The sequence below is a fragment of the Klebsiella sp. X1-16S-Nf21 genome (assembly GCF_002837615.1).
GTDB lineage: Bacteria > Pseudomonadota > Gammaproteobacteria > Enterobacterales > Enterobacteriaceae > Klebsiella > Klebsiella variicola.
Genome location: NZ_PJDK01000030.1, coordinates 49,461 through 64,813, shown reverse-complemented (window position 1 = coordinate 64,813; position 15,353 = coordinate 49,461). Strand labels below are relative to the sequence as shown.

Genomic DNA, 15,353 nt, shown 5'->3' with positions numbered 1-15,353 from the left:
ATTTTCCGCAGTCGTTTTATGGTTGGCAATTATTCATCCCCCAGCGCGAAAGCGATATCGTGTCGTTGACCTTCTCGCTCAACGGTCAGCGTTATTTCGGTCTGTTCATTCAGGTGTTGCAGCGCCTGCTGTGCTTGCGCCTGATCGCGTAAATCAATGCCATTTAGGGCAATGGCTAAATCATTTTCCTGCAGGCCGGACTGACGAAATAGCGAGGCGTCTTTGCCTGGATTAAGGCGATAGCCCTGCAGTTTGTCGCCACTGAGCACCGGCGAAATAGATAAATAAGTGAGGATATTTTGCGGCTGTTCGCGGAGTTGCTTCACAAGAGGCGGAGTGGCCGCTGTAGCGGGCGATGACGACGGCGCGCGGGTATCGTTAAATAACAAAATAGCCTCTTTGCGTCCCTGATAGTTAACGATGATCCGGTCGGGAAGAATGGCGACGATCCGCGCATCATACCCCGGGATAGTATCGCCGGCGCTAAGGCTAACCTGCTGATTTCCTTTTTCTATAATGGCGATGGATCGTGCCGGGTTACTGCTGGCGAGCAGACCCGTAAGGCGTAGTTTCAGGCTGGAAACCGGCACCTGATTGAGGTGGGTTGCATCCGTTGGCGCGGGGTTGTTTTTTGCCGCCAGACCAAACAGGGTAAATACAGGCCGTTCGGTTTTTAATTCCGACTCCGCCATTGGAGAAGCGGTTAATGGCAGGGCGGAAATATCCTCAGGACTCACAGGGAATACCACGCGCCAGGTTAATTTCGCCAGCTGGGGGATAGCGGTTATTAATATGATGAGCGTCACAATTTGTGGTAATAATTTAATTATCCCTTTATTTATATTTGTTAACCCCATCACAGAAACTGGCATTTTAATTCCTTTACTAATTTATTTTTCTGCACGTTGGCGTAATACCCTACCGAAACAGGTAGGTGATTATTGGCTTTTGAATTATTTATTGCCGGAGAGTGGCGATAAGCTTGGCGAATCATAATCAGTTTGCGGTTTCGGGTCGTCATTCCCTTTATTGATTTACTCCCCCGGCTTCCTACGCCCCCCTCTCATTTGTGGGGGATGATTGCGCCCCGGAAAGCAAAAATATCTAATTAGCGCGCTGTAAAGATATTCATCCTTTCTTACCTTTTATAATTTAATAAGCATATTAGGGACTATCGAATGCTCAGATATACCTGTCATGCCCTATTTCTTGGATCGTTAGTATTATTGAGTGGCTGTGATAACAGCTCTTCCTCTTCACCCTCTGGCTCACCGGGTTCACCAGGCAATCCTGGCAACCCAGGCACGCCCGGTACGCCCGACCCGCAGGATGTGGTCGTCCGCTTACCGGACGTTGCCGTCCCTGGCGAAGCGGCGCAGGCTTCCGCCAACCAGGCTGTCATTCACCTTGTCGATATCGCCGGCATCACCAGCAGCACGCCGGCCGACTATGCGACTAAAAACCTCTATCTATGGAATAACGAAACCTGTGATGCGCTGAGCGCGCCGGTGGCGGACTGGAATGATGTCAGCACTACGCCGACCGGCAGCGACAAATATGGCCCTTACTGGGTGATCCCGCTGACTAAAGAGAGCGGATGTATCAACGTTATCGTCCGCGATGGCACCAATAAGCTTATCGACAGCGACCTGCGCGTCTCTTTTGGCGATTTCACCGATCGCACGGTATCGGTCATCGCTGGCAACAGCGCGGTCTATGACTCCCGCGCCGACGCCTTCCGCGCCGCCTTTGGCGTGGCGCTGGCCGATGCGCACTGGGTCGATAAAACCACCCTGCTGTGGCCGGGCGGCGAAAATAAACCCATTGTGCGCCTCTATTACAGCCACAGCAGTAAGGTGGCCGCCGACAGTAACGGCGAATTTACCGATAAATATGTCAAGCTGACCCCCACTACTGTCAGCCAGCAGGTGAGCATGCGCTTCCCGCATCTCGCCAGCTATCCTGCCTTTAAGCTGCCGGATGATGTCAACGTCGATGAATTGCTGCAGGGCGAGACGGTGGCGATATCCGCCGAAAGCGACGGGATCCTTAGCTCCGCCACCCAGGTGCAGACCGCCGGCGTGCTGGACGATACCTATGCCGCTGCCGCCGAGGCGCTGAGCTATGGCGCCCAGCTAACTGATAGCGGCGTGACCTTCCGCGTCTGGGCGCCCACGGCGCAGCAGGTTGAGCTGGTGGTCTACAGCGCCGACAAGAAGGTGGTGGCCAGCCATCCGATGACCCGCGACAGCGCCTCCGGCGCCTGGTCCTGGCAGGGCGGGAGCGACCTGAAGGGCGCGTTCTACCGCTACGCGATGACCGTCTACCACCCGCAGTCGCGTAAAGTCGAGCAGTACGAAGTGACCGATCCCTACGCCCATAGTTTGTCGACCAACTCGGAGTACAGCCAGGTGGTCGATCTCAACGACAGCGCGCTGAAGCCGGAAGGCTGGGACGGGCTGACGATGCCGCACGCGCAGAAAACCAAAGCCGACCTGGCGAAAATGACGATCCACGAGTCGCATATTCGCGATCTCTCTGCCTGGGATCAAACCGTTCCCGCCGAACTGCGCGGTAAGTATCTGGCGCTCACCGCCCAGGAGAGCAATATGGTCCAGCATCTGAAACAGCTGTCGGCCTCGGGAGTGACCCATATTGAGCTGCTGCCGGTCTTCGATCTGGCGACGGTCAATGAGTTCAGCGACAAAGTCGCCGATATTCAGCAGCCGTTCAGTCGCCTGTGCGAGATCAACAGCGCGGTGAAGAGCAGCGAGTTCGCGGGCTATTGCGACAGCGGTTCGACGGTCAAAGAGGTGCTGACCCAGCTGAAGCAGAACGACAGCAAGGATAACCCGCAGGTGCAGGCGTTGAATACGCTGGTGGCGCAGACCGACTCCTATAACTGGGGCTACGATCCGTTCCACTACACGGTGCCGGAAGGATCCTACGCCACCGATCCGGAAGGCACGGCGCGCATTAAAGAGTTCCGCACCATGATTCAGGCGATCAAGCAGGATCTGGGAATGAACGTCATTATGGACGTGGTGTACAACCACACCAACGCCGCCGGCCCGACCGACCGCACCTCGGTGCTGGATAAGATCGTCCCCTGGTACTATCAGCGCCTGAATGAAACCACCGGCAGCGTGGAATCGGCCACCTGTTGCTCCGACTCGGCGCCAGAGCACCGGATGTTCGCCAAGCTTATCGCCGATTCACTGGCGGTATGGACCACCGATTATAAGATCGATGGCTTCCGCTTCGACCTGATGGGCTATCATCCGAAAGCGCAGATCCTCTCGGCCTGGGAGCGCATTAAAGCGCTGAACCCGGACATTTATTTCTTTGGTGAAGGCTGGGATTCCAACCAGAGCGATCGCTTTGAAATTGCCTCGCAAATCAATCTGAAAGGCACCGGGATCGGCACGTTCTCCGATCGTCTGCGCGACGCCGTGCGCGGTGGCGGGCCGTTCGATTCCGGCGATGCATTGCGCCAGAATCAGGGGGTGGGCAGCGGCGCCGGCGTTCAGCCAAATGAGCTGACCAGCATGACCGACGATCAGGCGCGCCACCTCGCCGATCTGACCCGTCTGGGCATGGCCGGTAACCTCGCGGACTTCGTGCTGATCGACAAAGACGGCGCGGTGAAGAAAGGCAGCGAGATTGACTATAACGGCGCGCCTGGCGGCTATGCGGCTGACCCGACGGAAGTCGTGAATTATGTGTCAAAACACGACAACCAAACGCTGTGGGACATGATCAGCTATAAAGCTGCTCAGGAGGCGGATCTCGATACCCGCGTCCGGATGCAGGCGGTGTCGCTGGCGACGGTGATGCTCGGCCAGGGGATCGCCTTTGACCAGCAGGGCTCGGAGCTGCTGCGCTCTAAATCCTTTACCCGCGATTCGTATGATTCCGGTGACTGGTTTAACCGCGTGGATTACTCCCTGCAGGACAACAACTACAACGTCGGTATGCCGCGCAGCAGCGATGATGGCAGCAACTATGACATCATCGCCCGGGTAAAAGACGCGGTGGCGACCCCGGGTGAAACGGAGCTCAAGCAGATGACCGCGTTTTATCAGGAGCTGACCGCGCTGCGTAAATCCTCTCCGCTGTTTACCCTCGGTGACGGCGCGACGGTGATGAAGCGCGTGGACTTCCGCAACACCGGCGCCGATCAGCAGACGGGTCTGCTGGTGATGACCATCGATGATGGGATGCAGGCTGGCGCCAGTCTGGACAGCCGTGTCGACGGCATCGTGGTGGCGATCAACGCCGCACCGGAAAGCCGGACGCTGCAGGACTTCGCCGGCACATCGCTGCAGCTGAGCGCCATCCAGCAGGCGGCAGGCGACCGTTCGCTGGCGAGCGGCGTGCAGGTTGCCGCTGACGGCTCGGTCACGCTGCCGGCCTGGTCGGTAGCGGTCCTCGAGCTGCCACAGGGGGAATCGCAGGGCGCTGGCCTGCCGGTGAGCAGTAAATAACATAACGTGGGGCGCCCGTAAGGGCGCCTCTGGCTGATGACAAACCTGTTTCGTTATTGTGCTCGCCTTTCTGCCGGGTGGCGGCTTTCGCCTTACCCGGCCTACGAAAGACTGCAATATCAAACAGTTATGCAGTTATCTGTCGGCCCGCACTAGCGTAGCGCCGCCGGGCAATCTCTGAAGAATGCACTTTGTCAGCAGTCTGGGGCGCCCGTAAGGGCGCCTTCTCTGCACCGTGAGGGAACAGGAGACGGTTGTGATTGTTCGTGATGATAGTGAAAGAGGCATCTCGCCGCTGACGGCGCCTCAGCCGTCCACCGCGCAGGCAGACGCGCCGGTAAGCCGCGGCCGGATGGTGCAGATCCCCGGCTGGATTATCCCGCTGTACGCCGGATTATTTATCGCGCTCGGCTGGTTTGGCGGCGAGCAGTGGCGCCATCCGTCACCGCCGCAAACGCTGCCTCTGCCGGTGGCTCATGCGGCGCTTTTGCCGTTAACCGCCGCCGGGGAGACCGCGCCAAAAAACCCGCCGTCGGCGGTAAAACCCAGCGCGCCTGCGGCGCCGGTAATGGACAGCGATACGCTGCCGCCCCTGCGCTATAGCGCCCATGTCTATGCCTCGCTACCGGAAAAGCGCAGCATTGTGTTAAACGGCAAAGCGTGGTCGGAGGGTGATTCCCCGCTGCCCAATCTGGTGGTGGAGCAGATCCAGCAGGATGTGACGATCTTTAGCTTCAACGGCACAACATTTACCCTGGCGGCGCTGGATGACTGGCCAGGCGGGAAAATTGACGAGGAGCCGAAAGGGGAATAAGGGCTACGCGCAATAAAATGCGCGTTGAGAATATTTTGTTTAGTCGCTGCGCAAGCTGGCAATAAAGGGAGCGAGCTGGCGATTAAATTGACTACACTGTGTGGCTTCCGGAGTGCTGTCCTGCAAAAGTTGTTGATAAAGCCGGTCGCTATTTTGGCTTAACGTCGCCACGTCAATATTTCTCCACCCGCGCGCTTTGCCGACATTCACCGCTGCCCGATATATCGTTTCATCGGCGGGGAGATCGCTACGATTACATTTATTCTTGAGATAGCGCGTCCCGGCTGCTACCGACGAGAGCTGCTCCAGCTGCGCCTGGCTGCTGATGGCCGGGCTGAGCGTTGAGGCGGGTTTCTGTTGGCAGCCAGAGAGCACGGCGACCACGCAAAGCGAAAATATAAGCGGAATGCGCATAGTAAAGTAATCAAAATAATGAATCACTGGCTGCTAGTTTAACAAAGATTTTCCTGGTGTCATCATAAAATATTATTCTGCATAAATGTTAACAGGCTCTCATTTTTATTGGCAGAAACTCGATTAATTCCCTTTACTTCTCTCAATAATAAATGTTGTCGTCCGGGAAATATATTTTCGGTGTGAGGCGATGCCGCCGCATTTGGCATCAGGGCGAGCGTCATTTTTTATGTTATTAAAAAACATACTCTTTCCCATCTTGTTACGTGCGCAGGAGGTAAAATGCTGGTTAAGAATGTCGCATTTTAGTGCTATCCTGTATGCCCTGAACATTACGTGCTATGTTCTGACCATTTCTGCTGATGATGCGTTTAACATAATGATTTTATGGTGAATTCTTATTGTTAATATCATGTAAAACGAAGCAAACCAACCTCATGAAAGGCTGGCGGCATGTCCTGCCTGCCAGCAGGTTGTCGTCCGAAGGATAAGCAGCCTGGACGTTAATTTGAGAGATTTCTTCTTCCTCTGTGCAGGGGAAGTATTGAGAATCAGGCCCTTGCGCCTGAACGTTGCGGAGAAAAAGCATGGCGGGAGATGACCGCGAGCCTATCGGACGTAAGGGGAGACCCTCACGTCCGACAAAACAAAAAGTTACCCGTCGCCGGGTCCGGGAAGAGGACTACGACGATGAGTATGATGACGATGATTATGAGGATGAGAAACCGGTGCCTAGAAAAGGAAAAGGCAACGGTGGCAAACCTCGTCGTAAGCGCCGCTGGCTGTGGCTGCTGGTCAAGCTGGGGATTGTCTTCGCGGTGCTGATTGCCGCCTATGGCGTCTACCTCGATCAGAAAATCCGCAGCCGCATTGACGGTAAAGTCTGGGAGCTGCCGGCCGCGGTTTATGGCCGGATGGTGAACCTTGAGCCGGACATGCAGATCAGCAAAAACGAGATGGTGCGTCTGCTGAACGCCACCCAGTATCGTCAGGTCAGCGCGATGACGCGCCCGGGCGAATACACCGTGCAGGCCAACAGCATCGAGATGATCCGTCGTCCGTTCGATTTCCCGGACAGTAAAGAAGGGCAGGTGCGCGCGCGTCTGACCTTCGATGGCGACCATCTGGAGACCATCGAGAATATGGATAATAACCGCCAGTTCGGTTTCTTCCGTCTCGATCCGCGTCTTATTACCATGCTGCAGTCGCCGAACGGTGAGCAGCGCCTGTTCGTGAAGCGCAGTGGCTTCCCGGATCTGCTGGTGGATACGCTGCTGGCGACCGAAGACCGCCACTTCTACGAGCACGATGGTATCAGCCTGTATTCCATCGGCCGCGCGGTGCTGGCGAACCTGACGGCAGGTCGTACGGTGCAGGGGGCGAGTACCCTGACCCAGCAGCTGGTGAAAAACCTGTTCCTCTCCAGCGAGCGCTCCTACTGGCGTAAAGCCAACGAAGCGTATATGGCGCTGATCGTCGATGCCCGTTACAGCAAGGATCGCATCCTTGAGCTGTATATGAACGAGGTGTACCTCGGCCAGAGCGGCGATAATGAAATTCGCGGCTTCCCGCTGGCCAGCCTGTACTACTTTGGCCGTCCGGTGGAAGAGCTGAGCCTCGATCAGCAGGCGCTGCTGGTGGGGATGGTGAAAGGGGCGTCGGTGTATAACCCGTGGCGCAACCCGAAACTGGCCCTTGAGCGACGCAATCTGGTGCTGCGTCTGCTGCAGCAGCAGCAGGTTATCGACCAGGAGCTGTACGATATGCTGAGCGCGCGTCCGCTGGGCGTGCAGCCGCGCGGCGGGGTGATTTCACCGCAGCCGGCCTTTATGCAGATGGTTCGTCAGGAGCTGCAGGCGAAGCTGGGCGATAAAGTGAAAGATCTCTCCGGCGTGAAGATCTTCACCACCTTCGACTCGGTGGCGCAGGATGCGGCGGAAAAAGCGGCTACTGAAGGGATCCCGGTACTGAAGAAACAGCGCAAGCTGGCAGATCTGGAAACCGCCATGGTGGTGGTGGACCGCTTTACCGGTGAAGTGCGGGCGATGGTCGGCGGCGCGGAGCCGCAGTTCGCCGGCTACAACCGCGCAATGCAGGCCCGCCGGTCGATTGGTTCTCTGGCCAAGCCGGCGACCTATCTGACCGCGCTGAGCCAGCCGAACCAGTATCGCCTGAACACCTGGATCGCCGATGCGCCGGTGACCATTCGCCTGTCCAACGGCCAGACGTGGTCCCCGCAGAACGACGATCGTCGCTTCAGCGGCCAGGTGATGCTGGTGGATGCCTTGACCCGCTCGATGAACGTCCCGACGGTTAACCTCGGGATGGCGCTGGGCTTGCCGGCGGTCGTCGATACCTGGACTAAACTGGGGGCGCCGAAGAATCAGCTCAACGCGGTGCCGGCGATGCTGCTGGGTGCGCTGAACCTGACGCCGATTGAAGTGGCGCAGGCCTTCCAGACGATTGCCAGCGGCGGCAACCGTGCGCCGCTGTCCGCCCTGCGGTCAGTGATTGCGGAAGATGGCACGGTGCTTTACCAGAGCTACCCGCAGGCGGAACGCGCCGTGCCTGCCCAGGCGGCCTACATGACGCTGTGGACCATGCAGCAGGTGGTGCAGCGCGGCACGGGGCGTCAGCTGGGCGCGAAGTATCCGGGCCTGCATCTGGCGGGGAAAACCGGGACCACCAACAATAACGTCGATACCTGGTTCGCCGGCATCGACGGTAGCCAGGTGACCATCACCTGGGTGGGCCGCGACAACAACCAGCCGACCAAACTGTACGGCGCCAGCGGCGCGATGTCGATTTACCAGCGCTATCTGGCGAACCAGACGCCGACGCCGCTGGCGTTGACGGCGCCGGAAGACGTGGTCGACATGGGCGTGGACAGCAACGGCAACCTCGTCTGCAGCGGTGGCGTCCGTTCGCTGCCGGTCTGGACGACGCAGCCGGATGCGCTGTGCCGCCAGGGAGAGATGATGCAGCAGCAGCAGTTGCAGCAGCAGGAAGCGAACAACCCGTTTAATCAGTCCGGGCAACAGCAACCGCAGCAGCAACAGCAACAGCAACAGCAACAGCAGCAACAGCCGAAGCAGCAGGAGAAGAGCGACGGCGTCGCGGGCTGGATCAAGGATATGTTCGGCAGTAACTGATTTTGGCCGCACAACCCGACCCCTTAATACGAAAGTATTAAGGGGTTTTTTTATACCTGTAAAAAAGTTAACGCCTCTTTAACTCCATAATAACTATCTGGTTATTAATTCGGCCTTCGGTCTCGCCAGGCTGGCATATCGCTTGCCTTGCCTTCGGCGTTTCGCCTATTATATCGCCCGTCATAATAATAATTATCGTTTACGTTATCATTCACTTTCATCAGAGATATACCCATGGCGCGTCCAAAAACTGCTCAGCCAAATCACTCGCTGCGTAAAATCGCAGTCGTAGTAGCCACGGCGGTTAGCGGCATGTCTGTCTATGCACAGGCTGCGGAACAACCGAAACAAGAAGAGACTATCACCGTCGTTGCGGCACCTGCCGCCCAGGAAAGCGCCTGGGGACCGGCGCCGACCATCGCGGCAAAACGCTCTGCCACGGCGACGAAAACCGATACCCCGATCGAAAAAACGCCGCAGTCTGTCTCGGTGGTCACGCGCCAGGAGATGGAGATGCGCCAGCCGACCACGGTAAAAGAGGCGCTCTCCTATACGCCGAGCGTCTTCTCCACCCGCGGTAGCTCGACCACCTATGATGTGGTCACCATCCGCGGTTTCACTACCTCGACGACCGTCAATACCAACCAGTATCTGGACGGCATGAAGCTGCAGGGGAATAACTACTCTGAAGTCTCCATGGACCCGTATTTCCTCGAGCGCGTGGAAGTGATGCGCGGGCCAACCTCGGTGCTGTATGGCAACAGCAACCCTGGCGGTATCGTCAGCATGGTCAGCAAACGCCCGACCACTGAGCCGCTGAAAGAAGTGCAGTTCAAGATGGGCACCGACAACCTGTGGCAGACCGGGTTTGACTTCAGCGACGCCATTGATGATGCCGGCGTCTGGTCCTATCGCCTGACCGGCCTGGGCCGCAGCCAGGATACCCAGCAGCAGATGGCGAAGTCTACACGCTATGCGGTGGCGCCGTCCTTTAGCTGGCGCCCGGACGATAAAACCGACTTCACCTTCCTGAGCAACTTCCAGAATGACCCGGATGCGGGCTACTACGGCTGGCTGCCGCGCGAAGGCACCGTGGTGCCGTATTACGATGCCAACGGGAAGGCGCACAAGCTGCCGACCGATTTCAACGAAGGCGAGGCGGATAATAAGATCTCGCGCCGCCAGAAGATGGTGGGTTATAGCTTCTCCCATCAGTTTGATGACACCTTTACCGTGCGGCAGAACCTGCGCTATGCCGAAGTCGATACCTTGTATCGCTCGGTGTACGGGAATGGCTATGTCGCCCCGGGCTACATGAATCGCGCCTATGTGCGTTCTGATGAGCACCTGAACACCTTTACCGTCGATACCCAGCTGCAGTCTGCTTTCGCCACCGGCGCGGTCAGCCATACGCTGCTGACCGGCGTGGATTACTCGCGGATGCGCAACGATGTGGATGCCGACTACGGGACGGCGGATCCTATCAGCATGAGCAACCCGCAATACGGCAACCCGAATATTCAGGTCACTTTCCCGTACGCGGTCCTCAACCGAATGGAGCAGACGGGCCTGTACGCGCAGGATCAGATGGAGTGGGATAAGTGGGTCATGACCCTGGGCGGCCGTTACGATTACGCCACCACCTCAACGTTAACTCGCTCCAGTAACAGCCTGGCGGAGAATCACGACCAGCAGTTCACCTGGCGTGGCGGTATCAATTACCTGTTTGATAACGGCATCTCTCCGTATTTCAGCTACAGCGAATCCTTCGAGCCGGTATCGGGCTCCGGGCTTAACGGCCAGCCGTTCGATCCGTCGCGTGGCAAGCAGTATGAAGCTGGCGTGAAATATGTGCCGAAAGACATGCCGGTGGTGGTCACCGCCGCGGTCTATCAGCTGACCAAAGATAAGAACCTGACGGCGGATCCGGCTAACCAGGCGTTCAGCATCCAGACCGGCGAGATCCGCTCCCGCGGCCTTGAGCTGGAGGCGAAAGCGGCGGTGAACGCCAATATCAACGTCACCGCGGCCTACAGCTATACCGATGCGGAATACACTCACGATACGGTGTTCAACGGCAAGCGTCCGGCGGAAGTGCCGCGTAACATGGCGTCGCTGTGGGCGGATTACACCTTCCACGAAACCGCGCTCAGCGGTCTGACGGTCGGCGCCGGGGCGCGCTATATCGGTTCTACGGTCAGCTATTACAAAACTGACACCAGCACCGGTAACAAAAATGATGCCTTCAATGTGGCCGGTTATGCGCTGATGGATGCGACGGTCAAATACGATCTGGCGCGCTTTGGCCTGCCGGGCTCTTCGGTCGGCGTCAACGTCAACAACCTGTTTGACCGCGAATATGTCTCCAGCTGCTATAGCGAATACGCCTGCTACTGGGGTGCGGGACGTCAGGTTGTCGCGACCGCAACCTTCCGCTTCTAACTACTCACGGGCGCGGTTCGCCGCGCCCAACATCAGGTTGTTGCTATGCAGGAACAGACTCCGCACTCTGAGACCACCTTTGCGTTAAATGGCGTGACCTTTCGCGTACCGGGTCGCACGCTGCTTCACCCCCTTTCGTTAACCTTCCCGGCAGGAAAAGTGACTGGCCTGATAGGCCATAACGGTTCCGGCAAATCCACATTACTGAAAATGCTCGGCCGCCATCAGCCGCCTTCCGCGGGCGAGGTGCTGCTGGACGGCCAGCCGCTGGAGAGCTGGAGTAGCAAGGCGTTTGCCCGCAAAGTGGCCTATCTGCCGCAGCAGCTGCCGGCGGCGGAAGGGATGACAGTTCGCGAGCTGGTGGCGATAGGTCGCTACCCGTGGCATGGCGCGCTGGGGCGCTTCGGCGTGGCGGATCGCGAAAAGGTGGAAGAGGCGATCGCGCTGGTGGGGCTGAAGCCTTTGGCGCAGCGGCTGGTGGACAGTCTCTCCGGCGGCGAGCGTCAGCGGGCGTGGATCGCCATGCTGGTGGCGCAGGATAGCCGCTGTCTGCTGCTTGATGAACCGACCTCGGCGCTGGATATCGCCCATCAGGTCGATGTGCTCGCGCTGGTGCATCGTCTCAGCCAGCAGCGTGGCCTGACGGTGATCGCAGTCCTGCATGATATCAATATGGCTGCCCGCTACTGCGATTATCTGGTCGCGCTGCGCGGTGGGGAAATGATCGCCCAGGGGACGCCAGCAGAACTGATGCGCAGCGACACGCTGGAACAAATCTACGGCATCCCGATGGGGATCCTGCCGCACCCGGCGGGCGCGGCGCCGGTAAGTTTTGTCTATTGATGATGAACCCAACTCTGATAACCCGACGCCGCCTGCTGACCGCGATGGCGCTCTCGCCGCTGCTGTGGCAGATGCGCGGCGCGCAGGCGGCGAACATTGACCCGCAGCGCGTCGTCGCGCTGGAGTGGCTGCCGGCCGAACTGCTGCTGGCGCTTGGCGTCACGCCCTACGGCGTGGCCGACATTCCCAACTATCGCCTGTGGGTGAACGAACCCGCGCTGGCCGCGTCGGTGATCGATGTCGGCCTGCGCACCGAACCCAATCTTGAGCTGCTGACGCAGATGAAACCGTCGTTTATCGTCTGGTCGGCAGGCTATGGCCCGTCACCAGAAAAGCTGGCGCGTATCGCGCCTGGCCGTGGTTTCACCTTTAGCGACGGCAAACGGCCGCTGGCGATGGCCCAGCGTTCGCTACTGGAAATGGCCGACCTGCTGGGTAAACAACAGCAGGCGAAGCGCCATCTGGCGGAGTTCGACGCGCTGATGGAGAACCTGCGTCCGCGATTTGCCCGGCGTGGCGATCGCCCACTGCTGATGATTTCGCTGCTTGATGCCCGCCACGTGCTGGTATTCGGTGAGAACTGCCTGTTCCAGGAGGTGCTTGACCGCTTTGGCATTCAAAACGCCTGGCGCGGCGAAGCGGCATTCTGGGGCAGCGTCACCGTCGGTATTGATCGGCTGGCGGCATTTAACGAGGCCGATGTGATCTGTTTCGATCATGGCAACGATCGGGAGATGGCCCAGCTGTTGGCGACCCCGCTGTGGCAGGCGATGCCGTTCGTGCGTGCGGGGCGTTTCCAGCGGGTTCCGGCGGTGTGGTTCTATGGCGCGACGCTGTCGGCGATGCATTTCGCCCGCGTGCTGGCCGATGCGCAGGGGAGGGCGGCGGTATGAACGCGCGTCTCTCGCCGTTAGCCATTCTCCTGCTGACCGGGCTGCTGGTTGCCGCTTTCGCGCTGAGCATCGTCAACCTCAATGTCGCTTTACCTTACGCGCAATGGCGTCAGGCGCTGTGGCAGCCGGATATCGATAATATCGCCCAGATGCTGTTCCATTACAGCCTGCTGCCGAGGCTGGCGATATCGCTGCTGGTCGGCGCCGGGCTGGGGCTGGTCGGCGTGCTGTTCCAGCAGGTGCTGCGTAACCCGCTGGCGGAGCCAACCACGCTCGGCGTCGCCACCGGCGCACAGCTGGGAATGACGGTGACGACGCTATGGGCCATCCCTGGCGTGCTGGCCTCGCAGTTTGCGGCGCTGGCTGGGGCTTGTCTGGTGGGGGCGCTGGTGTTTGGCGTCTCGTGGGGCAAACGTCTGTCGCCGGTGACGCTGCTCCTGGCCGGTCTGGTGGTGAGTCTCTATTGCGGCGCGGTCAATCAGCTGATGGTGATTTTCCATCATGACCAGCTGCAAAGCATGTTCCTGTGGAGTACCGGCACCCTGACGCAGACCGACTGGAGTGTGGTGCAGCGTCTGTGGCCGCAGCTGCTCGGCGGAGCGATGTTGACGCTGTTATTGCTACGCCCGTTAACCCTGATGGGACTCGATGATGGCGTGGCGCGCAACCTTGGGCTGGCGCTGTCTCTGGCGCGGCTTGGCGTGCTGACGCTGGCGATTGTCATCAGCGCGCTGCTGGTTAACGCGGTCGGCATTATCGGCTTTATCGGTCTGTTCGCGCCGCTGCTGGCGAAAATGCTCGGCGCCCGCCGCCTGCTGCCGCGATTGCTGCTGGCGGCGCTAATTGGCGCGTTGATCCTGTGGCTTTCCGATCAAATTATTCTCTGGCTCAGCCGGGTCTGGCGGGAAGTCTCGACCGGGTCAGTCACCGCGCTGATTGGCGCGCCTTTATTGCTGTGGCTGCTGCCGCGGCTGCGCAGCATCAGCGCCCCGGTGATGAATGGCGGCGATAAAGCGTTGATCGAGCGCCGCCACGTGCCGTGGTTCGCGCTGGGCGGCTTAGCGCTGCTGCTGTTGGCGATAACCGCCGCGCTGACCTTTGGTCGCGATGCCCATGGCTGGCAGTGGGCCAGCGGCGATCTGCTGGCGCAACTGATGCCCTGGCGCTGGCCACGTGTGCTCTCGGCGCTGTTCGCCGGGGTGATGCTGGCGGTCGCGGGCTGCATCATTCAACGCCTGACCGGCAACCCGATGGCCAGCCCGGAAGTACTGGGCATCAGCTCTGGCGCGGCGTTCGGTGTGGTATTGATGCTGTTCTTCGTGCCGGGCAACGCCTTTGTCTGGCTGCTGCCTGCCGGCAGCCTTGGCGCGGCGGCAACGCTGCTGGTTATTCTGATCGCCGCCGGGCGCGGCGGTTTCTCGCCGCACCGGATGCTGCTGGCGGGGATGGCGCTGAGTACCGCCTTCACCATGCTGTTGATGATGCTGCAGGCCAGCGGCGATCCGCGCATGGCGCAGATCCTGACGTGGATGTCCGGTTCGACCTATAGCGCGACGCCGGAGATGGCGCTGCGTAGTGGCGTGGTGATGCTGGCGCTGCTGGCGCTGGCGCCGCTCTGCCGCCGCTGGCTGACCATTTTGCCGCTGGGCGGCGAGGCGGCGCGGGCGGTGGGGATGGCGCTGACGCCATCGCGTATCGGGTTGCTGCTGCTGGCGGCGAGCCTGACGGCGACGGCGACGCTCACCATTGGGCCGTTAAGTTTCGTTGGCCTGATGGCGCCGCATATTGCGAGGATGCTGGGATTCCGCCGGACGATGCCGCATATGGTGATTTCCGGGCTGACGGGCGGGATGCTGCTGGTGTTCGCCGACTGGTGCGGGCGAATGATGATGTTCCCCTACCAGATCCCGGCGGGGCTGTTGTCGACCTTTATCGGCGCGCCGTACTTTATCTATTTGCTGAGAAAGCAGAGCCGCTAACGATCCTGGATGGCCTCAATATCCCCGGTGGCGCTAGCGCTTACCGGGGCTACAGCGCTGTGCGATTTGGTAGCCCGGACAAGGCGCAGCGCGCCGCCTCCGGGAAACTCCCCGGTGGCGCTAGCGCTTACCGGGGCTACAGCGCTGTGCAATTTGGTAGCCCGGACAAGGCGCAGCGCGCCGCCTCCGGGAAACTCCCCAGTGGCGCTAGCGCTTACCGGGGCTACAGCGCTGTGCGATTTGGTAGCCCGGACAAGGCGCAGCGCGCCGCCTCCGGGAAACTCCCCGGTGGCGCTAGCGCTTACCGGGGCTACAGCGCTGTGCAATTT

Annotated in this window: 10 protein-coding genes; 7 read left to right on the top strand and 3 right to left on the bottom strand. The window is 59.4% G+C overall.

Translation table 11 applies throughout. The annotated features are described in order from the left end of the window. Positions 1 to 29: 29 nt before the first annotated feature. Positions 30 to 872: a type II secretion system protein GspC gene (gspC, locus tag CW267_RS15365; RefSeq protein WP_016160314.1), complete on the bottom strand. Its 843-nt coding sequence runs from the start codon at positions 870 to 872 to the stop codon at positions 30 to 32. After that, positions 857 to 994, bottom strand: a complete 138-nt coding sequence (locus tag CW267_RS30625) for a hypothetical protein (protein WP_162542770.1) — start codon at positions 992 to 994, stop codon at positions 857 to 859. Before CW267_RS30625 ends, gspC begins: the two co-directional genes overlap by 16 nt. Positions 995 to 1,178: 184 nt before the next feature. Between CW267_RS30625 and pulA the strand changes: the two genes are divergently transcribed. Both pulA and gspB read left to right on the top strand, forming a co-directional pair. Further along, positions 1,179 to 4,487 carry a pullulanase-type alpha-1,6-glucosidase gene (gene pulA, locus CW267_RS15360; RefSeq protein WP_032736670.1) on the top strand — a complete coding sequence of 1,103 codons (3,309 nt, stop codon included), beginning with the start codon at positions 1,179 to 1,181 and terminating at the stop codon, positions 4,485 to 4,487. 256 nt (positions 4,488 to 4,743) lie between these two features. Continuing rightward, complete coding sequence (gspB, locus tag CW267_RS15355; RefSeq protein WP_022065532.1) at positions 4,744 to 5,301, top strand: type II secretion system assembly factor GspB; 558 nt, start codon at positions 4,744 to 4,746, stop codon at positions 5,299 to 5,301. 39 nt (positions 5,302 to 5,340) lie between these two features. Here gspB and gspS read toward each other — a convergent pair whose 3' ends face one another. Beyond that, the gene (gspS, locus tag CW267_RS15350) at positions 5,341 to 5,715 is read right to left on the bottom strand and encodes a type II secretion system pilot lipoprotein GspS (protein WP_032736684.1); all 375 of its coding nucleotides are present in this window, start codon (positions 5,713 to 5,715) and stop codon (positions 5,341 to 5,343) included. A 587-nt stretch (positions 5,716 to 6,302) separates the two neighbouring features. Between gspS and mrcB the strand changes: the two genes are divergently transcribed. The 5 genes from mrcB (at position 6,303) to fhuB (ending at position 15,024) form a co-directional block, all read left to right on the top strand. Continuing rightward, positions 6,303 to 8,867, top strand: a complete 2,565-nt coding sequence (gene mrcB / locus CW267_RS15340) for a bifunctional glycosyl transferase/transpeptidase (protein WP_022065533.1) — start codon at positions 6,303 to 6,305, stop codon at positions 8,865 to 8,867. A 234-nt stretch (positions 8,868 to 9,101) separates the two neighbouring features. After that, complete coding sequence (gene fhuA, locus CW267_RS15335; protein ID WP_022065534.1) at positions 9,102 to 11,309, top strand: ferrichrome porin FhuA; 2,208 nt, start codon at positions 9,102 to 9,104, stop codon at positions 11,307 to 11,309. A gap of 45 nt (positions 11,310 to 11,354) precedes the next feature. Then, positions 11,355 to 12,152 carry a Fe3+-hydroxamate ABC transporter ATP-binding protein FhuC gene (fhuC, locus tag CW267_RS15330; RefSeq protein ID WP_022065535.1) on the top strand — a complete coding sequence of 266 codons (798 nt, stop codon included), beginning with the start codon at positions 11,355 to 11,357 and terminating at the stop codon, positions 12,150 to 12,152. Further along, positions 12,152 to 13,045 carry a Fe(3+)-hydroxamate ABC transporter substrate-binding protein FhuD gene (gene fhuD / locus CW267_RS15325; RefSeq protein ID WP_100781222.1) on the top strand — a complete coding sequence of 298 codons (894 nt, stop codon included), beginning with the start codon at positions 12,152 to 12,154 and terminating at the stop codon, positions 13,043 to 13,045. The genes fhuC and fhuD overlap by 1 nt, the downstream gene beginning before the upstream one ends. Further along, positions 13,042 to 15,024 (top strand): Fe(3+)-hydroxamate ABC transporter permease FhuB, encoded by a 1,983-nt coding sequence (fhuB, locus tag CW267_RS15320; protein WP_100781221.1) that lies wholly within the window; start codon positions 13,042 to 13,044, stop codon positions 15,022 to 15,024. Before fhuD ends, fhuB begins: the two co-directional genes overlap by 4 nt. Positions 15,025 to 15,353: the final 329 nt, after the last annotated feature.

Excerpts from the sequence above, each read along its gene's own strand:
- fhuD (WP_100781222.1), top strand. The coding sequence starts at position 12,152 with ATGATGAACCCAACTCTGATAACCCGACGCCGCCTGCTGACCGCGATG.
- fhuC (WP_022065535.1), top strand. The coding sequence starts at position 11,355 with ATGCAGGAACAGACTCCGCACTCTGAGACCACCTTTGCGTTAAATGGC.
- gspC (WP_016160314.1), bottom strand. The coding sequence starts at position 872 with ATGCCAGTTTCTGTGATGGGGTTAACAAATATAAATAAAGGGATAATT.
- pulA (WP_032736670.1), top strand. The coding sequence starts at position 1,179 with ATGCTCAGATATACCTGTCATGCCCTATTTCTTGGATCGTTAGTATTA.
- fhuA (WP_022065534.1), top strand. The coding sequence starts at position 9,102 with ATGGCGCGTCCAAAAACTGCTCAGCCAAATCACTCGCTGCGTAAAATC.
- gspS (WP_032736684.1), bottom strand. The coding sequence starts at position 5,715 with ATGCGCATTCCGCTTATATTTTCGCTTTGCGTGGTCGCCGTGCTCTCT.
- CW267_RS30625 (WP_162542770.1), bottom strand. The coding sequence starts at position 994 with ATGATTCGCCAAGCTTATCGCCACTCTCCGGCAATAAATAATTCAAAA.
- fhuB (WP_100781221.1), top strand. The coding sequence starts at position 13,042 with ATGAACGCGCGTCTCTCGCCGTTAGCCATTCTCCTGCTGACCGGGCTG.
- mrcB (WP_022065533.1), top strand. The coding sequence starts at position 6,303 with ATGGCGGGAGATGACCGCGAGCCTATCGGACGTAAGGGGAGACCCTCA.